Source organism: Enterobacter cloacae complex sp. P17RS (assembly GCF_014895885.1).
GTDB lineage: Bacteria > Pseudomonadota > Gammaproteobacteria > Enterobacterales > Enterobacteriaceae > Enterobacter > Enterobacter bugandensis.
This window is the reverse complement of sequence record NZ_JADBQK010000003.1, coordinates 578,042-596,395: the sequence shown is the minus strand read 5'-3', so window position 1 is coordinate 596,395 and position 18,354 is coordinate 578,042. Positions and strand designations below refer to the sequence as shown.

Genomic DNA, 18,354 nt, shown 5'->3' with positions numbered 1-18,354 from the left:
TCAGGCCCTCTTCAGCGTGTTGACGTGACGCAGAAAGTCCTGCCGCACCTCGTTGCTCTTGTAGTTCACCGAGGCGTTCCCGTCCTGGTCGATAATGATGCGATCGCCATCTTCCACGGCTTCAATAATTTCCTGCTGACTCATCACCTGCAGTAAGGATTCCGGGCTTGAGAATAGGGAGAGAAAGAAACGTTTCATGTCAGGCATCCTTATGAATAAAAAGGATAAGCCTGGAAGATGACGGCTGAATTTGCCTTAAGGATAACCTGAAAGTGAAAGCCGGGTGGCGGCTACACCTTACCCGGCCTACAAAACCGTCAAATGATTGAGTTTTCAATTTATTGATATTTATGGGTAATAAAAAATAAATTTGCACAAACTTGGACAAATAACGTTAATTGTGTAAGTTTTAATTATGCGATTACGCCACGTTGTTTACAGCCAGGATGTGACCCATGAGCACTTTGCCCTCTGTCGTGAGTCGGTTTATTGAGTACTACGCCGCACTGGATAGCCAGCCGCCGACCGCGCTGGTCGGGCTTTACCATTCGAATGCCACCCTTATCGATCCGTTCGGCGAGCACAACGGTATTTTCGCGCTTCAGCGCTATTTCACCCATCTGCTGGCAAACGTCGAGAAGTGCCGTTTTGTCATCGATCCGCCGCTCTGCAGCGGGAACCGGTTTGTTGTCACCTGGGTAATGCACTGGTCGCATCCGCGCATTGCCGGGGGCGAGCCGCTTGAACTGCCCGGATGTTCGGTGGTGGACACCGAAAACAATCTCATCACGCGTCAGCGGGACTTCTACGATGCGGGAGAGATGATCTACGAACACCTCCCTCTGCTGGGCTGGGCGGTACGAGGCGTGAAGCGGAGGGTCAAATCATGAAGACGGTGCTGATTACCGGCGCAAGCTCGGGCATCGGCGCGGGGCTGGCGAAGTCCTTTGCCGCTGACGGCTACCACGTGATTGCCTGCGGGCGCGATCCGGCGAGGCTTGAAGCGCTACATCAGACCTGCCCCAATCTCACCGTTCGCCTGTTCGATATGACAGACAGGGACGCCTGTCGCCAGGCGCTGAGCGGCGTTTACGCCGATCTGGTTATTCTCTGCGCCGGTACCTGCGAATATCTCGACGGCGGCGTGGTGGATGCGGCGCTCGTGGAGCGGGTCATGACCACCAATTTTCTCGGGCCAGTGAACTGCCTGGCCGCGCTGCAGCCGCAGCTGGTTGCCGGCAACCGTGTGGTGCTGGTGAGCTCGATGGCCCACTGGCTGCCTTTTCCGCGGGCAGAGGCCTACGGTGCGTCCAAAGCGGCGCTGAGCTGGTTTGCCGACAGTCTGCGTCTGGACTGGGAGCCAAAGGGGATTGCCGTGACGGTCGTCTCTCCGGGATTTGTCGATACCCCGCTGACGCGCAAAAACGATTTTGCCATGCCGGGTAGGGTGAGCGTTGACAAAGCGGTCAAGGCGATCCGTACCGGGCTGGCGAAGGGCAAAATGCATATCGCGTTTCCGGCCGGGTTTGGCCTTATTTTGCGGCTGCTCTCCGGGCTGCCCGCGTTTTTGCAGCGCACGCTGCTGCGCAGGATGGTGCGCTCATGAACATTGCAATTATCGGCAGCGGCATCGCCGGGCTGACCTGCGCCTGGCGGCTGGCAGGGCATCATCAGGTAACCCTGTTTGAAGCGGGCACCACGCCCGGCGGCCATACCGCGACGGTTGACGTCTCAACGCCCCAGGGCACATACGCGATCGATACCGGGTTTATTGTCTACAACGACCGCACCTACCCGCGCTTTATGGGCCTGCTCAGCGAGCTCGGCATCAGCGGGCAAAAAACACAGATGAGCTTTTCAGTACACAACCCCGAGACGGGGCTTGAGTACAACGGCCACACCCTGACGTCGCTGTTTGCCCAGCGTCGAAACCTGGTAAATCCGGCATTCTGGCGGCTGCTCGGTGACATCGTCCGCTTTAACCGCCTGGCGAAACAGGCGCTTGAAGGGGAGGTCGATCCGAACGCCACGCTGCAGACGTTTCTGGACAAGCACGGCTTCACGCCGTTTTTTGCGCGCCACTACATTCTGCCGATGGGGGCCGCGATCTGGTCGTCGTCGCTGCAGGAGATGAAGCGTTTCCCGCTGCCGCTCTTCCTGCGCTTCTTTCATCACCACGGCCTGCTGGATATCACCCAGCGTCCGCAGTGGTACGTGGTGCCGGGCGGCTCGCGGGAGTATATCCGCGCCATGCTGCAAAAACTGGGCGACCGCCTGACGCTGCACCTGAACACGCCTGTTCTGCGGGTGAGCCGCCACGCGCGCGGGGCCACGCTTCAGCTTGAAAACGGCAGCCACACCTTCGACCAGGTGATATTTGCCTGCCACTCCGCCGCTGCCCTGGCGATGCTTGAGGATCCTACGCCCGCGGAGCGCGAAGTGCTGGGCGATATCGGCTGGCAGCGCAACGAGGTTGTTTTGCACAGCGATCCACGCTGGCTGCCGGTGCGGCAGCGCGCCTGGGCCAGCTGGAACTACCGCCTGAGCGCGCAGGAGCAGGCCAGCGCCTGCGTCACCTACAACATGAACATTCTGCAGGGTCTACCTGCGGGCAGCCCACTGTTCTGCGTCACCCTGAACCCGGACGCGCCGGTGGATGAACGCTTCGTCCTGCAACGCTTTGTCTATGAGCATCCGCTGTTTAACCCGCAAAGCTGGCGTGCGCAGGCGCGCCGTGGGGAGATCAACGGTCATCACCGGAGCTGGTTCTGCGGCGCTTACTGGTACAACGGTTTTCATGAAGACGGCGTGCGCAGCGCGCTGGACGTTGTCAATGAAATAGCCGCCGGGGAGGGGAACTGACATGAACAGCTGCCTCTATCACGGCGTATTGCGCCACCGCCGCCTTCAGCCGAAAACGCATGAATTCAGCTACGGCGTTTTTATGGCCTGGCTGGATCTTGATGAACTGCCGCTGCTGGCGTCCGTCGGCGTGCGGCGCAACCGCTTTGCCGCCGCCGCGTTCCATGACGCGGACTATCCGCTTGGCACGCCGCTTAAAGAGAACGTGCTGAACAGGCTGGAGAGCCTGACCGGGGAACGTCCCGCAGGGCGGGTCATGCTTCTGACGCAGCTGCGCTACTTCGGGTTTCATTTCAATCCGGTCAATTTTTACTACTGCTATGACCAGGAAAACACGCTTCGCTGGGTGTTGGCGGAGGTGCGCAACACGCCGTGGAACGAGCGCCATTATTACGCGGTCGACGGGCAAAATGCCCGGCCCACGGAAAAAGCGTTTCACGTTTCCCCCTTCAACCCAATGGACATGGTCTACCACTGGCGCTTCAACAACCCGGACAACACGCTGCATATGCACATTGAAAATCATCAGGAAGCGAAGGTCTTTGACGCCACGCTGGCCCTGCGCCGGGAGCCTCTGACCCGCCCGGCGCTGCGCGCGCTGCTGCTGCGCATCCCGCTGATGACTCTGAAAACCGTTTTCGCCATTTACTGGCAGGCGCTGAGGCTGTGGCTCAAGCGCGTGCCGCTGTATAACCATCCCGTCAGCAGGAGTGAACGCTCATGACCGATCCCGTCTTTGCGCTAGAACCCGATATCCCGCGCAACGTCCGCATCGCGCGATGGCTGCTGTTTCGTCTGTTAAGCGGCATTCGCGGCGGCTCACTCACCCTGCGTGAAGGGGCGCAGACCTTCCATTTTGGCGAGACATCCTCCGCGCTGCACGCCGACGTGCAGATCCTCACGCCCGGCGTCTACTGGCGCGTCTTAACGGGCGGTAGCCTTGCCGCCGCAGAAGCCTGGATGGACGGCGAATGGGAGACCGCGCAGCTTACGCCGCTTCTGCAAATCCTGGCCCTCAACGGCGAGGTGCTTGGTCGTCTGGAGAACGGGTTCCGGCTGCTTGGCCGACCGCTGGAGCGGCTGCGCCACTGGACGCGGCGCAACTCTCGTGCCCAGGCCCGCGAAAATATTGCCGCCCATTACGATCTGGGCAACGCTTTCTATGCCCATTTTCTGGATAAGGAACTGCTTTACTCCAGCGCGCTGTTTACCGCGGACGAGCAGGATCTGACGGCGGCTCAGCAGGCCAAAATGGCTCGCCTGTGCGAGCAGCTGGCGCTAAACCCGGGTGATCACCTGCTGGAAATTGGCACCGGCTGGGGGGCGATGGCGGAATACGCCGCCCGTCACTACGGCTGTCGGGTGACCACTACCACGCTGTCGCAGGAACAATATATCTGGGCGACCGAGCGCATTGCCCGCGCCGGGCTGCAGGATCGGGTTGAGGTACTGCTCTGCGACTATCGCGACCTCACCGGGCAGTACGACAAGCTGGTCTCGATAGAGATGATTGAAGCCGTCGGGCAACGCTATCTGCCCACGTTCTTCCGTACCTGTCAGGCGCGGCTGCGCCCCGGTGGACGGATGGCGATTCAGGCCATCACCATTCAGGACCAGCGCTACCGCGACTACAGCAAAAGCGTCGATTTTATCCAGCGCTACATTTTCCCCGGCGGCTTCCTGCCGAGCATCACCGCGATGAACGAGCTGATGACGCGCCACACCGATTTCGTGGTGCGCAATCTCTTCGACATGGGGCCGGACTACGCCCGCACGCTGGCCCATTGGCGGCAGCGCTTTGTCCACGCCTGGCAGGAGATTGAAAAGCTTGGCTTTGATGAACGGTTCCGCCGCATGTGGCTGTACTACTTCGGCTACTGTGAAGCCGGGTTTAACGCCCGCACCATCAGCGTGGTGCAGCTGACCGCTGAGCGCGTATGAGACGCTACCTTCAGGTATTTCTGCTGGCCGTCGCGTTCGATCTCTACTGGGCGCTGGTAGTGCTGTTTCGCGAACAGGGCCTGATTATCTGGCTCGGGCTGGCGATCCTGGCGTGCCTGCTCTTGCCGTCAGCATACCGTCTTTACGCCATTGGGCTGGCCGCGGCGGGCAGCCTGCTGGATGCGCTCTGGGCGCTGACGGGGCTGATTGCCTTCACGGGCGACTCCCTGATGCCGCTATGGATGGTGGCATTGTGGCTGATGTTCGCCGTGGTCTGGACGCAGCTTGCGCGTACCACCACATTACCCGGCTGGCTGCTGACCCTGCTGGCGGCCGTGGGAGGCCCGGTGGCCTACCTGATTGGCGAGCGGTTGGGCGCCATCACGTTTCTGGAGCCAACCTTTATCGTCGTCAGCTGGATGGCGCCGGGCTGGCTAGTGCTGATGCTGTTTTTCCACCTGCTGATGGGGAGACAAAAATGAGGGCTGCGGTTCTGCTGTTTTGGCTCATGCTGGTTGTTCCTGGTGCTCAGGCCGCCGACTGGCTGGCCTGGCGCAAGGTGGGCGACGCCACGCTGACCTGGGGGCCTTTCACGGTCTATACCTCTCAGCTCCGCACGCCGGATGGCCGTTACAGCCGGGACGATCAGGATCAGGCGCTGATTATTACCTACGCGCGCGACATAGATCGCGATGAACTGGTTGAGGCGACCCGTGACCAGTGGCAGGCGCAGGGGATCCTGACGCAGGAACCGCAAAGTGAAGCCTGGCTAAGGATGCTCCAGTCCCTGTGGCCAGATGTCCGACCGGGTTCACAGCTGGCGTTTGTTCTCAACGATAAGCAGGGGCAGTTCTGGTATCGCGCGTCGGCGGCGCAAAAATCCTTTATTCCGCTCGGTCCGCGCCAGTCAGAAGCGTTCAGCACCCGCTTTCTGGCCATCTGGCTCGATCCCCGCACGCAATATCCTGAGCTGCGTCAGCAGCTAATCGGAGGCAAAAAATGAAACGAATCCTGACGCTGGCGCTGGCATTCACGATGCTGCTGGCCGGCTGCAGTACGGAGGTGTCCGAGTATCGCCAGCAGCAGCCGCGGCTTGATATCTTCCACTACTTCCAGGGCAAAACCGAAGCGTGGGGCATGGTGCAGGATCGCAGCGGCAAGCAGATCCGCCGCTTTCACGTTGAGATTGCCGGGGACGTCATCGGCGATACGCTGACCCTGAACGAGCGCTTCGTTTACGACGACGGCGAGAAGCAGCAGCGGGTATGGCACATTCGCCGCGTGGGGAACGACCGCTACGAGGGAACGGCAGGTGATATTGAAGGGGTTGCCACCGGGCAGGCTGCAGGCAACGCCTTTAACTGGCATTACAGCATGAACGTGAAGGCCAACGGCAAAACGTGGCTGCTGAACTTTGATGACTGGATGTACCTGCAGGATGAGACGCATCTGTTCAATAAAACCGAGATGAAGAAATTTGGCGTCACCGTCGCCACGGTGACGCTGTTCTTTACCCGGAATACGGAAGCTTAGTCGCGAACATCGCCGGTTTTGCTGCTGGAGTAAATGAAGTACAAGGCAATCCCCAGGCACACCACCGCGCCCAGACGGCTCGGTGAAAACGGAATAGCGGGATTGTTCAACCAGCCAAAGTTATCTATCAGCATGCTCATGGCGAGCTGGCCGAATATCACCGCCACCGTGGCGACGGCGGTGCCGATGCGCTGCACGGCGAGCATCATGATCACAATATAGGGCACGCCGAACATCGCCCCGAGGAGCTGCCATTTCGGCACGTCCAGCAGCGTGACCGTCTGCTTAGGCTCAAAGAAGAAAATGAGCAGGGCGGTCACCAGCGCGCCGACGGAAAACGTCAGAAACGCGCTCTTGAAAACGCCCACGCTGCTGCCGAGCTGTCCGTTAATTGCGGCCTGTATGCTCAGCGTCGCGCCGCCGCAGATGGCCAGAATTATCATCATCAGTGTCATGTGCTTACCCCTTTGCGACCAGTACCAGTGCGGCAATAATAAAAACCAGCGCCACGATGCGTCTTGCGTTTATCTTCCTGTGCGGCGTACCCAGCAGGCCAAAGTGGTCAATGATCAGGCTCTTAAAAACCTGACCTGCCAGAATGCCGATCATCGTCAGAGCGATGCCGATAGCGGGGGTGGCGATAGTCAGAATGATAACGTAAACAGGACCCAGCACGCCGCCGAGCAGCTGCCAGCCGGGCTGTGCGAAAAACGACGGACCGTTGCGCGGGCTAAAAAACAGCATCAGCAGAAAGGTCAGCGCAGCGCCGACCCCGAAAATGCTGAACGTGGCCCATAAATCGCCTACTTCTCCCCCTAACGGCCCCAGCAAACCCGCCTCGACGGAGAGGCCCATCCCGCCGGCAATCACCAGTAAAATCAATACAAACTGCATTATGCTTCCTCCAATATCAGGCGAAGAAGATTACGTCGGTAGACATGTGAGAAAAATGCCATAATGCAGGAAACACCTTTGCAGGAAATGCATTAATGTCAGATGCCGGAAGCATGAACCTTCGCTCACTGCTGCTGTTTATTGCCGTCTATGAAACGCAGAACTTTTCCGTCGTTGCGCGACGGGAGGGAATTTCTGCCTCGCAGGTGTCGCGGATTATTCATCAGCTTGAGGACGCGCTCGGCCAGCAGCTGTTCTATCGCAATACCCGGGCGGTGATCCCCACGGAAAACGGGCATCTTTTTATCCGGTATGCCCGGGCGATGGTGGATAACTTCGAAGAGGCGCGTCGGGAGCTGGATGAACGTTCGACCGAACCCTCCGGCACGGTACGCATTAACGGGCCGGTATTTTTTGGACAGAGGCACGTTGCACCCGGCCTGGCAGGCCTGGCCGAGCGTTATCCACGGTTAACCATAGAGCTGACGCTGACCGATGACTTTATCGACCCGCACCGGGATGCCGCCGACCTCATTTTTCGCATCGGCACGCTGACGGACTCGACGTTCCACGCCCGCATCTTCGGGCAGCAGCGCTACCATCTTGCCGCGTCGCCCGCGTATCTGCGTCAACACGGCGTACCGGCCGACCCGGCCGAGCTGAGCCAGCATAAATGCCTGGTGTATCGCGGTTCGTCTGGCCCTAATCGCTGGCTTGTGCGACGCAAGGGGGAGAATTGGGTGCACTATCCCGTGGCGCCGTTGATGACGTCCAATAATGCGGAGTCGCTGCTCACTGCCGCGCTGGGTGGAATGGGGATCGTCCTGTTTCCGGACTGGCTGATTGGCGACAGGCTGCAGCGCGGGGAACTGGTCGCTCTTATGCCGGAAATGGCGTGCGCTATCAATACGGAGCCGCTGAATATTGCGGCGATCTATCCTCACGCACGTCATCCGCCCCTGAACGTCAGGGCGGTGATTGATTATTACGTGGCGTTTTTCGGCTCGCCGCCGTACTGGCAAACGTAAGGCAATTACGCGCCGAGCTCCTTGCGGATAATTTCTGCGCCGGCGCTGAGCGCTTTCAGCTTACCGTTAGCCACCTGACGGGAGAGGGGAGCCATGCCGCAGTTGGTTGAGGGGTAAAGCTTGTCGGCGTCGACGAACTGCAGCGCTTTACGCAGGGTGTCGGCGACTTCTTCTGGCGTTTCGACGGTGTTGGTTGCCACGTCAATCGCCCCAACCATCACCTTTTTACCGCGAATCAGCTCCAGCAGATCCATCGGTACGCGGGAGTTGTGGCACTCCAGGGAGATGATGTCGATGTTAGAGGTTTGCAGCTTAGGGAAGGCCTCTTCATACTGGCGCCATTCTGAGCCGAGCGTCTTTTTCCAGTCGGTATTGGCCTTGATGCCGTAGCCGTAGCAGATGTGTACCGCGGTTTCGCATTTCAGACCCTCAATGGCGCGCTCGAGCGCGGCGATACCCCAGTCGTTGACCTCATCAAAAAAGACGTTAAACGCCGGCTCGTCGAACTGGATAATATCCACGCCCGCGGCTTCTAATTCGCGCGCTTCCTGGTTGAGGATTTTGGCGAATTCCCAGGCCAGCTTTTCGCGGCTTTTATAATGCGCGTCGTAAAGGGTGTCGATCATGGTCATTGGCCCTGGCAGGGCCCATTTGATCGGCCTGTCCGTGAGCTGGCGCAGGTACTTTGCATCGTCCACGAATACCGGCTTCTGACGCGCAACGGCAGAAACCACGGTCGGCACGCTGGCGTCGTAGCGGTTACGAATGCGCACGGTCTGGCGATTTTCAAAATCGACGCCGCTCAGGTGTTCAATAAAGGTGGTGACGAAGTGCTGACGGGTCTGTTCCCCGTCGCTGACAATATCGATTCCCGCACGGATCTGCTCGTCAAGGGACAGGCGCAGTGCATCCTGTTTACCTGCCAGTAATTCCTGATCCTGCAATTTCCACGGAGACCAGAGCGTTTCAGGTTGCGCAAGCCAGGTCGGCTTAGGCAGGCTGCCAGCCGTAGACGTCGGGAGCAATGTTTTCATAATAAAAGACCTTTTTTGATGAATTAAAGCGTGTAGTTATCAGACCACTGCTCGAGAATGTGTTTATAAGGCTTAATGAAATATTCTTCGGTAAATCGACCCTGTTCAATCGCCAACCGGCTTCGCTCTTCGCGGTCATAAACAATTTTGGTTAATGAATGATCCTGCTGGTTCAGGTTCGGGCGATAAAACAGTCCCGCCGCCGAGTTCGCGTTATAAATTTCCGGGCGATAGATTTTCTGGAACGTCTCCATCGTGCTGATGGTGCCGATCAGTTCCAGATCGGTGTAATCGCTCAGCAAGTCTCCGGTAAAGAAGAACGCGAAAGGCGCCGCGCTGTTCTCAGGCATGAAGTAGCGGACCTTCAGGCCCATTTTGGCGAAGTACAGTTCCGTTAACGACTCGCCATCTGGCGCGTACTCAATACCCAGAACAGGGTGCTGGTTACCGGTGCGGCGATAGGTGTCTTTGCTCGAGACGCTCAGGCAGATCACCGGGCCCTTTCTGAAGTTCTCTTTGTATTCCGGCGAGTTCACAAAATGGCGGAAAATATTGCCGTGCAGTTCGCCAAACTTTTCCGGAATACTGAAGTGCTGCTGGTTCTTGTTGTGCTCCAGCAGCAGGACGCTGAAATCATAATCCCGCACGTAAGAGGAGAAGTTATTCCCGACAATGCCTGCGATACGCTGGTTATTTTTTTTGTCGACAATATACGTCTGCAAAATCTCGATGGCCGGGAACGGCTTTTCCGCGCCAATGTTCAGGTCGACAGAGATGATTTCAAGCTCAACCGCGTAGCGATCGGCGGTCGGGTTATCCCAGCGCGCCAGGGCATTAAAGCGGTTGTTGATCATCACCAGCGTATTGCGCAGGTTTTCCTGACGTTTTTCCCCACGCGCCAGGTTGGCAAAGTTGGTGGTCGTACGCGTATTTTCTGACGGGTTGTAATTCTCATCGAAGCAACTGCGCTTAAGGGTATATGTGAAAGCTTTGCTCATTGTGGTTATGCATCCTAAGTTCATGTTGCTAAGAAGTTACTAATGCATAATTTATGCCTGAGCCCGCGGCGCAGGGGAAGTGACTTAATTTCAATGCAACATGAGGGAAGTTCATGAACAGGGAGACGCTGAGTGGAAACTTCAGATTACTTCAGGCAGGGAAGTGAAAGAGTAAGGGGCATCGGGCCCCTTTGGGCTATGCTGTAGGATGTTCGTCCCAAGCGTCGCTGTGCATGATGTTCCCTTCGACGATGCGCCAGGTAATTTTTTCATACTGCAGGCTTACGCTTTCAACCACACTTTATTCGGGGCGAACCAACCGCGTTTTGAGGGTGCCAGGAATGAAATAACTCTTTAGCTGAGCGGGTAGCAAAGCAGGCATTGCTATTGTTCTTCCTTCCTCGTCGCAAAATTCGACAAGATAGCCCAGTGTCGGGGTATCGAAAACCATAACAATCGTACCAACAGCCCCTTTTACCAGTCCTTCATCCGGTAAATCCTCGTTTAAAACCACAACGTCTAATTCGGCTCTTTTCATTTTTGTTTTCTCATTTAACGAATAGGGTTGTCAGGCGAGGAACTAGCGCGTCAGTTTTATACATCCAGCCTGTACGCACGATCGCTGTTTCACCGTTGACGCCTAAAATGGGCATATCGACAGCCATTGTTTGACCGTAATTGTTGGCCTGCAACACTTTTGCTGGGACCGATAATACGCCTTCCTGAATTCTTGCTGTTAAAACATCTGCATTAGTTGGGTTGTATCCCAGCGCTGACTCAAACACCCTGGCTTTGTGCCCACCTGCAGGATGTGTTGAATCTAAAGCATAGGTAGCGAGCTTTTTCGGATCGATTATGGCGTGTTCAGCGTTCACTAACGTACCGCTTTCAGATATGAAACCTTTTACATATGGACTTTCAAACGTTGGTATTTTACTGAGACCCGATATTTCATCTATCTCGCTTAGAGGATTCAACCTGCCCATTGTTAATCCTGCTGCAACAGAGGCACCCGTAATAATTAACCCTTTGTTATTCATGACTTGATCGTAACTCGCTGGAGCATCCCCGCCAAGCTGCTGCGCGGTTTCATGAAACCCTTCAATGTTGCCGTTATATACACCGCCAGCGGCCAGCAGGCGGCCAACGGTTTTACTGTTCAGCGTTTTCCCCGATCGTGCAGTTGTTGGTCCGTAATAATCATAATGTATCCGTTGAGTGGGGGCAGGCTTCCTGCCTTGCCGATCGGCAATAACGTGCCGGTAGGCACTCATGATTTCGTCCTTATACCATGCATGCCAGGATGAGGCTGTAGAAGTAAACATCAGATCGCCGTTGTCGTCGATGTAAAATGGATTCCGGTCGCTGCTCCAGCGCCTGGAGGTATCTACACCAACAAGCCAGCCAATTTGCAGCTCTTGCTCAACCTCATCATAAATCGGATCTGCGTAGCCGCGACTTTTTCGCTCATACGGCCTTTTATATGGGAACACGCTGTATATTTTTTTGGGGAGACCAAAAGAGAGGCTTTGACCGTTCGCTTCATAAGACAGATCATAATGTATACATGCCTCTTTCAGCGAACCTTCTGGCGTGAGAATGTATTGAAAATCTCCAGGGCTTAATTGCCGTGTTAAATCATGTGACCGGTAGAGTCGGAACATGCCGAATCCTTATCGTTAAGCAACATTGTTTCTTTCAAGAGCATATGTTTTCATTCTTTAATAAGAAAAAGCAGCCTACGCCTGAAGCGAACACAGATATTCAACCCACATCATATTTATGAACTGCTCATTTTTTTTAAGAAAATAACCTGGCAATTTTTAACCATTTTTTTAGGCGTTAGCGTGAGTATATGTTGAATCAATAATGAACCAGATTCAGGCAGCTAAACGCCATATCTGCTTCTCTGGTACACCATCCCCAATTCCCGCTATAATCCCCAAAATTTCCAACCGGTTTAGAAACGATCATGACAAAACTCACCTTACAAGAGCAGATGCTGAAAGCGGGCCTAGTCAGCAGCAAGAAAGCGGCGAAAGTGCAGCGCACGGCAAAGAAATCACGCGTTCAGGCACGTGAGGCTCGGGAAGCGGTAGAAGAGAACAAGAAGGCGCAGATCGAGCGTGACAAGCTGCTGAGCGAGCAGCAGAAGCAGGCCGTACTCGCGAAAGAGTTTAAAGCGCAGGTGAAGCAGCTGATCGAGATGAACCGCATTACCGTGGCGAAGGGCAACATCACCTTTAACTTCACTGACGGTAATCTGATCAAAAAAATTGAGGTCGACAAGCAGACGCAAACCCAGCTGATCAACGGCCGTCTGGCCATTGCGCGCCTGGTGCTCAATGCAAACGGCGATTGCGAATACGCGATCATTCCGGCGGTGGTGGCTGATAAAATTGCCCAGCGCGATGCCGACAGCATCGTGTTAAACAGCGCGCTCAGTCAGGAAGAGCAGGACGAAGACGATCCGTACGCGGACTTCAAAATTCCTGACGATTTGATGTGGTAAACCGCGTTCAAAACGGGGCGGCGTGGCGGGCGTTAACCGGCTCTCCGCTCACGGGATGAATAAAATTCAGCTCGCTGGCATGCAGCATCAGCCGGGGCGTTTCCTCCGCCCCCGGCGCGTCAAGACCGCCGTACAGATCGCAGCCCAGAATAGGGTGCCCCAGCTGTTGGCAATGGATGCGCAGCTGGTGGGTTCGCCCGGTTTCCGGCGTCAGTTCCACCCGCGTTAACGGCACTCCTGTCCCCCGAAAAAAACGTTCCACCACCCGATAGCGGGAACGGGCGGGTTTACCGTTGATGACGCAGATCGACATCAGCGGGAACAGCGTCGGGTCTTTGGCAATGGGCGCGTCTATTATTCCCTCGTCGTTTTCCGGATGCCCATAAAGCAGGGCGCTGTAGACTTTCTCCACGCTGCGCTGGCTGAACTGCTGGCAAAGCGCCGCGTTGATGGACTTATTGCGCGCAACCACCATCAGCCCGGACGTGCCGAAATCCAGACGATGTACCAGCGTGCAGCCGGGGAACGTCTGGACCAGACGATAATGGACTGAATCGAGGTTTTGCGGGTTTTTGCCCGAGAGGCTGAGCAGGCCAGAAGGTTTATTAATCAGCAGCAGATGTTCATCCTGCCAGAGGATCTCAATGTCGTCGTGACACGGTGGGGCAATAAAAGAATCGATAATCGCAGACATCAGGCCGCCCGGCTGGAGAGTGGATGCGGATGATAGCGAAATGCGGGGAAAAGAAAAACCCTCCCACCGGGCGGTGAGAGGGGGAAATCTTACGCGGCTACCAGGCTGTCGATGGCGGCTTTCGCGTCGGTCTGCGCTTTGGTCGCCACTTCAGGACCGTAAGCGATGCCTTCCGCGAACACGAAGTTCACGTCAGTGATGCCGATGAAGCCCAGGAACAGGCTCAGGTACGGCGCAACCAGGTCAGTTGGGGTATCTTTATGAATACCGCCACGGCTGGTCAGGACGATCGCACGCTTGCCTTTTACCAGACCTTCCGGGCCGTTCTCGGTGTAGCGGAAGGTTACGCCAGCGCGCGCCACCAGGTCGAAGTAGTTCTTCAGCTGGGTAGGAATGTTGAAGTTGTACATTGGGGCGTTGATGACGATAACGTCGTGCGCCTGCAGCTCAGCAATCAGCTCGTCGGACAGGGCCAGGGCTTCCTGCTGACGCGGGGACAGTGGCGCATCGCTTGGGCGCAGCGCGCCAACCAGCTCGCCGTCCAGCACAGGAATGGGGTTTGCTGCCAGGTCACGCACGGTGATTTCGTCTGCCGAATGCTGTTCACGCCACTGTTCAACGAAGTAATCAGACAGCTGACCAGACTGAGAGTACCCTGCCAGAATACTGGATTTCAAAACTAATACTTTGCTCATGGGTGATTCCTGTTGTTGCATTTGATTGAAGGGGGGTGCCCCGTTGCTTGTTGACACTTTATTCACAATCCTGCCACAGAGATAGCGCAATATATCGAAGCCTATGTTCGAATTTTTTGAATAAGGCGCTAAAAGCGTCAATGTGGTACTCTATAGCAATCATTAAAAAGAGATTTTATCCGGCAGAGCACTGCCCGTTAACGCTATGACAGAACAACAAAAATTCACCTTCCCGATGCTCCTGCAACAGCTCGATTCTCTGATGCTGCGCGATAAACAGCGCTTCGCCCGCCGTCTGCACGGCGTGAAGAAGGTTAAAAATCCTGATGCACAACAGGCCATTTACCAGGAGATGGCCAAAGAGATTGAACAGGCGGCAGGGAAGGTTGTGCTGCGCGAAGCCGCGCGTCCTGCGATCACCTACCCGGAAAACCTGCCCGTCAGCCAGAAGAAACAGGACATCCTTGAGGCCGTCCGCGACCACCAGGTGGTGATTGTCGCGGGGGAAACCGGTTCAGGCAAAACCACCCAGCTGCCGAAAATCTGTATGGAGCTGGGGCGCGGGGTGAAGGGGCTGATTGGCCACACCCAGCCGCGTCGTCTGGCGGCGCGCACCGTGGCGAACCGTATTGCCGAAGAGCTGCAGACGGAGCCGGGCGGCTGCATCGGCTACAAGGTGCGATTCAGCGACCACGTCAGCGACAACACCATGGTCAAGCTGATGACGGACGGTATCCTGCTGGCGGAAATACAGCAGGACCGCCTGCTGATGCAGTACGACACCATCATCATTGACGAAGCGCACGAGCGCAGCCTGAACATCGACTTCCTGCTCGGCTACCTGAAAGAGCTGCTGCCGCGTCGCCCTGATCTGAAAATCATCATCACCTCCGCGACCATTGACCCGGAGCGCTTCTCAAAACACTTCAACAATGCGCCGATTATTGAAGTGTCGGGCCGCACCTATCCCGTGGAAGTGCGCTATCGCCCGATTGTGGAAGAGGCGGACGATACCGAGCGCGATCAGCTGCAGGCCATCTTCGACGCCGTTGACGAGCTGGGCAACGAGAGCGCGGGCGACATCCTGATCTTCATGAGCGGCGAGCGCGAAATTCGCGATACTGCCGATGCGCTCAGCAAGCGCGACCTGCGCCACACTGAGATCCTGCCGCTGTATGCCCGCCTGTCCAACAGCGAACAGAACCGCGTCTTCCAGCCACACAGCGGACGCCGCATCGTGCTGGCGACCAACGTGGCGGAGACCTCGCTGACCGTACCGGGGATTAAATACGTGATCGACCCGGGCACGGCGCGCATCAGCCGCTACAGCTACCGCACCAAGGTTCAGCGCCTGCCGATTGAGCCGGTCTCCCAGGCGTCTGCTAACCAGCGTAAGGGCCGCTGCGGCCGCGTGTCGGAAGGGATCTGTATTCGTCTTTATTCCGAAGACGATTTCCTGTCGCGCCCGGAGTTTACCGACCCGGAAATTCTGCGCACCAACCTGGCGTCCGTAATCCTGCAGATGACGGCCCTGGGGCTGGGCGACATCGCGGCGTTTCCGTTTGTCGAAGCGCCGGATAAGCGCAACATTCAGGACGGCGTGCGTCTGCTGGAAGAGCTCGGAGCGATTACCACCGACGAGCAGGCAACGGTCTATAAGCTGACGCCGCTGGGCCGCCAGCTCAGCCAGCTGCCGGTCGACCCGCGCCTGGCGCGCATGGTGCTGGAAGCGCAAAAGCACGGTTGCGTGCGCGAGGCGATGATCATCACCTCGGCGCTCTCCATTCAGGACCCGCGCGAGCGTCCGATGGACAAACAGCAGGCGTCGGACGAAAAGCACCGTCGCTTCCATGACAAAGAGTCCGATTTCCTCGCCTTTGTGAACCTGTGGAACTACCTCGGCGAGCAGCAGAAAGCGCTCTCCTCGAACCAGTTCCGCCGCCAGTGCCGCGTGGATTTCCTTAATTATCTGCGCGTGCGTGAATGGCAGGATATCTACACCCAGCTGCGCCAGGTGGTGAAAGAGCTGGGCATTCCGGTGAACAGTGAACCGGCGGAGTACCGCGAAATTCATATCGCGCTGCTGACTGGCCTGCTGTCCCATATCGGGATGAAGGATGCGGATAAGCAGGAATATACCGGCGCGCGTAACGCGCGTTTCTCCATCTTCCCGGGTTCCGGCTTGTTCAAGAAGCCGCCGAAGTGGACCATGGTCGCGGAGCTTGTGGAAACCAGCCGCCTCTGGGGGCGCATTGCCGCGCGCATCGACCCGGAATGGGTTGAGCCGGTGGCTCAGCACCTGCTGAAACGCTCGTACAGCGAGCCGCACTGGGAGCGCGCGCAGGGCGCGGTGATGGCGACCGAAAAAGTGACCGTTTACGGCCTGCCGGTGGTCGCCGCGCGTAAGGTCAACTACAGCCAGATCGATCCGGCGCTCAGCCGCGAGCTGTTTATCCGCCACGCGCTGGTGGAGGGGGACTGGCAGACGCGCCACGCGTTCTTCCGTGAAAACCTGAAGCTGCGCGCCGAGGTGGAAGAGCTTGAGCACAAGTCCCGACGCCGCGACATTCTGGTGGACGATGAGGCGCTGTTTGAGTTTTACGACCAGCGCATCAGCCATGATGTGATCTCCGCCCGCCACTTTGACAGCTGGTGGAAGAAGGCCAGCAAAGCGACGCCGGACCTGCTCAACTTCGAAAAGAGCATGCTGATTAAAGAGGGGGCGGAGTCGGTCAGCAAGCTCGACTACCCGAACTTCTGGCATCAGGGCAACCTCAAGTTGCGTCTGACCTACCAGTTTGAACCGGGCACCGACGCGGACGGCGTAACCGTCCACATTCCGCTGCCGCTGTTAAACCAGGTCGACGAGAGCGGGTTTGAGTGGCAAATCCCCGGCCTGCGCCGCGAGCTGGTGATTGCGCTGATCAAATCCCTGCCGAAACCGGTGCGGCGCAATTTTGTGCCAGCGCCAAATTATGCGGAAGCGTTTCTGGGCCGCGTCACGCCGCTGGAACTGCCGCTGCTGGACGCGCTGGAGCGTGAGTTCCGCCGCATGACCGGCACCACCATCGACCGCGAAGACTGGAACTGGGATCAGGTGCCCGATCACCTGAAAATCAGCTTCCGCGTGGTGGATGATAAAAACAAAAAGCTGCTGGAAGGGCGTTCCCTCAGCGAGCTGAAAGAGGCGCTGAAAGGCAAAGTTCAGGAGACGCTTTCTGCGGTGGCGGACGACGGCATCGAGCAGAGCGGGCTGCATATCTGGAGCTTTGGCCAGCTTCCGGAAAGCTACGAGCAGAAGCGTGGCAACTATAAGGTCAAGGCCTGGCCGGCGCTGGTGGACGAACGTGACAGCGTGGCGATCAAACTGTTTGATAACCCGCAGGAACAGCAGCAGATGATGTGGCGCGGGCTGCGCCGCCTGCTGCTGCTCAACATCCCGTCGCCGATCAAGTATCTGCACGAGAAGCTGCCGAACAAAGCCAAGCTGGGGCTCTACTTTAACCCGTACGGCAAAGTGCTGGATCTGATTGACGACTGCATCTCCTGCGGCGTGGACAAGCTGATCCACGAGGCGGGCGGCCCGGTCTGGACGGAAGAAGGTTTTGCGAAGCTGCATGACAAGGTTCGCGCCGAGCTGAACGACACCGTGGTGGAGATTGCCAAACAGGTCGAGCAGATCCTCACTGCCGTGTTCAACATCAACAAGCGCCTGAAGGGGCGCGTGGATATGACCATGGCGCTGGGGCTGTCGGACGTGAAGGCGCAGATGGCGGGGCTGGTGTACCGCGGCTTTGTCACCGGCAACGGCTTTAAGCGTCTTGGCGATACGCTGCGCTATCTGCAGGCGATTGAAAAACGTCTGGAGAAAATGGCGATCGATCCGCACCGCGATCGCGCGCAGATGCTGAAAGTGGAGAGCGTGCAGCAGGCGTGGCAGCAGTGGTTAAACAAGCTGCCGCCGGCGCGCCGCGACGATGAAGATGTGCAGGAGATCCGCTGGATGATCGAGGAGCTGCGCGTCAGCTTCTTTGCCCAGCAGCTCGGTACGCCGTATCCGATTTCGGATAAGCGTATATTGCAGGCGATGGAGCAGATTTCCGCTTAACGTCCTTGCCCGGTTTTCTCCCTCTCCCTGTGGGAGAGGGTCGGGGTGAGGGCAT

At 57.2% G+C, this 18,354-nt stretch carries 19 protein-coding genes and 2 pseudogenes; 11 read left to right on the top strand and 10 right to left on the bottom strand.

The features are described from left to right. On the bottom strand, positions 1 to 198 hold the full coding sequence (locus IM265_RS03715; RefSeq protein ID WP_024908361.1) for a hypothetical protein: 198 nt from the start codon (positions 196 to 198) through the stop codon (positions 1 to 3). 257 nt (positions 199 to 455) lie between these two features. On the opposite strand from IM265_RS03715, the gene IM265_RS03710 reads away from it, so the two are divergent. Genes IM265_RS03710 through IM265_RS03675 form a run of 8 tightly spaced genes read left to right on the top strand, consistent with a single transcriptional unit; the run spans position 456 to position 6,336 of the window. Next, the gene (locus IM265_RS03710) at positions 456 to 890 is read left to right on the top strand and encodes a nuclear transport factor 2 family protein (RefSeq protein ID WP_041910128.1); all 435 of its coding nucleotides are present in this window, start codon (positions 456 to 458) and stop codon (positions 888 to 890) included. Further along, positions 887 to 1,606, top strand: coding sequence for an SDR family NAD(P)-dependent oxidoreductase (locus IM265_RS03705; protein ID WP_193030560.1), 720 nt, complete (start codon positions 887 to 889; stop codon positions 1,604 to 1,606). Before IM265_RS03710 ends, IM265_RS03705 begins: the two co-directional genes overlap by 4 nt. After that, positions 1,603 to 2,862, top strand: coding sequence for an NAD(P)/FAD-dependent oxidoreductase (locus tag IM265_RS03700; RefSeq protein ID WP_193030562.1), 1,260 nt, complete (start codon positions 1,603 to 1,605; stop codon positions 2,860 to 2,862). The genes IM265_RS03705 and IM265_RS03700 overlap by 4 nt, the downstream gene beginning before the upstream one ends. A gap of 1 nt (position 2,863) precedes the next feature. Beyond that, entirely contained in the window at positions 2,864 to 3,586 is a 723-nt protein-coding gene (locus IM265_RS03695; protein ID WP_045630379.1) for a DUF1365 domain-containing protein, read from the top strand. Continuing rightward, entirely contained in the window at positions 3,583 to 4,803 is a 1,221-nt protein-coding gene (locus tag IM265_RS03690) for a cyclopropane-fatty-acyl-phospholipid synthase family protein (protein ID WP_041910119.1), read from the top strand. The genes IM265_RS03695 and IM265_RS03690 overlap by 4 nt, the downstream gene beginning before the upstream one ends. Continuing rightward, complete coding sequence (locus IM265_RS03685; RefSeq protein WP_028013061.1) at positions 4,800 to 5,285, top strand: DUF2878 domain-containing protein; 486 nt, start codon at positions 4,800 to 4,802, stop codon at positions 5,283 to 5,285. Before IM265_RS03690 ends, IM265_RS03685 begins: the two co-directional genes overlap by 4 nt. Next, positions 5,282 to 5,806, top strand: a complete 525-nt coding sequence (locus IM265_RS03680; RefSeq protein ID WP_049137904.1) for a hypothetical protein — start codon at positions 5,282 to 5,284, stop codon at positions 5,804 to 5,806. The genes IM265_RS03685 and IM265_RS03680 overlap by 4 nt, the downstream gene beginning before the upstream one ends. After that, positions 5,803 to 6,336 (top strand): DUF3833 domain-containing protein, encoded by a 534-nt coding sequence (locus IM265_RS03675; protein ID WP_028013063.1) that lies wholly within the window; start codon positions 5,803 to 5,805, stop codon positions 6,334 to 6,336. The genes IM265_RS03680 and IM265_RS03675 overlap by 4 nt, the downstream gene beginning before the upstream one ends. Here IM265_RS03675 and IM265_RS03670 read toward each other — a convergent pair. Next, positions 6,333 to 6,791, bottom strand: coding sequence for a DMT family transporter (locus IM265_RS03670; RefSeq protein ID WP_193030564.1), 459 nt, complete (start codon positions 6,789 to 6,791; stop codon positions 6,333 to 6,335). The two genes, IM265_RS03675 and IM265_RS03670, sit on opposite strands and share 4 nt — an antisense overlap. A 4-nt stretch (positions 6,792 to 6,795) precedes the next feature. Beyond that, on the bottom strand, positions 6,796 to 7,230 hold the full coding sequence (locus tag IM265_RS03665) for a DMT family transporter (protein WP_048960634.1): 435 nt from the start codon (positions 7,228 to 7,230) through the stop codon (positions 6,796 to 6,798). Between the two features lie 95 nt (positions 7,231 to 7,325). Between IM265_RS03665 and IM265_RS03660 the strand changes: the two genes are divergently transcribed. Next, positions 7,326 to 8,258 (top strand): LysR family transcriptional regulator, encoded by a 933-nt coding sequence (locus IM265_RS03660; RefSeq protein WP_193030566.1) that lies wholly within the window; start codon positions 7,326 to 7,328, stop codon positions 8,256 to 8,258. A 5-nt stretch (positions 8,259 to 8,263) separates the two neighbouring features. On the opposite strand, the gene IM265_RS03655 is transcribed toward IM265_RS03660, so the two are convergent. The 5 genes and pseudogenes from IM265_RS03655 to IM265_RS03640 all read right to left on the bottom strand — a co-directional run bounded on the left by IM265_RS03655 (position 8,264) and on the right by IM265_RS03640 (position 11,954). Continuing rightward, positions 8,264 to 9,292, bottom strand: a complete 1,029-nt coding sequence (locus tag IM265_RS03655) for a methionine synthase (protein WP_028013067.1) — start codon at positions 9,290 to 9,292, stop codon at positions 8,264 to 8,266. Positions 9,293 to 9,315: 23 nt separating this feature from the next. Next, on the bottom strand, positions 9,316 to 10,290 hold the full coding sequence (locus IM265_RS03650; protein ID WP_193030568.1) for a DUF1852 domain-containing protein: 975 nt from the start codon (positions 10,288 to 10,290) through the stop codon (positions 9,316 to 9,318). 196 nt (positions 10,291 to 10,486) lie between these two features. Further along, a pseudogene (locus IM265_RS21965) lies at positions 10,487 to 10,585 on the bottom strand (type VI secretion system tube protein Hcp); the annotation flags it as partial. Between the two features lie 18 nt (positions 10,586 to 10,603). Then, a pseudogene (locus tag IM265_RS03645) lies at positions 10,604 to 10,828 on the bottom strand (DUF4926 domain-containing protein); the annotation flags it as partial. 10 nt (positions 10,829 to 10,838) lie between these two features. Further along, the gene (locus IM265_RS03640) at positions 10,839 to 11,954 is read right to left on the bottom strand and encodes a DUF6883 domain-containing protein (RefSeq protein ID WP_193030572.1); all 1,116 of its coding nucleotides are present in this window, start codon (positions 11,952 to 11,954) and stop codon (positions 10,839 to 10,841) included. 308 nt (positions 11,955 to 12,262) lie between these two features. Here IM265_RS03640 and IM265_RS03635 point away from each other — a divergent pair, with 308 nt between their 5' ends. Continuing rightward, positions 12,263 to 12,802, top strand: a complete 540-nt coding sequence (locus tag IM265_RS03635) for a DUF2058 domain-containing protein (protein WP_028013071.1) — start codon at positions 12,263 to 12,265, stop codon at positions 12,800 to 12,802. 7 nt (positions 12,803 to 12,809) lie between these two features. On the opposite strand, the gene IM265_RS03630 is transcribed toward IM265_RS03635, so the two are convergent. Further along, positions 12,810 to 13,496 (bottom strand): RluA family pseudouridine synthase, encoded by a 687-nt coding sequence (locus tag IM265_RS03630; protein ID WP_193030574.1) that lies wholly within the window; start codon positions 13,494 to 13,496, stop codon positions 12,810 to 12,812. 89 nt (positions 13,497 to 13,585) lie between these two features. Further along, complete coding sequence (gene azoR / locus IM265_RS03625; protein ID WP_008502313.1) at positions 13,586 to 14,191, bottom strand: FMN-dependent NADH-azoreductase; 606 nt, start codon at positions 14,189 to 14,191, stop codon at positions 13,586 to 13,588. A gap of 205 nt (positions 14,192 to 14,396) precedes the next feature. On the opposite strand from azoR, the gene hrpA reads away from it, so the two are divergent. Then, a complete protein-coding gene (gene hrpA, locus IM265_RS03620) occupies positions 14,397 to 18,299 on the top strand; it encodes an ATP-dependent RNA helicase HrpA (protein WP_193030576.1) in 3,903 nt (1,300 codons plus the stop codon). The last annotated feature ends 55 nt before the right edge of the window (positions 18,300 to 18,354 follow it).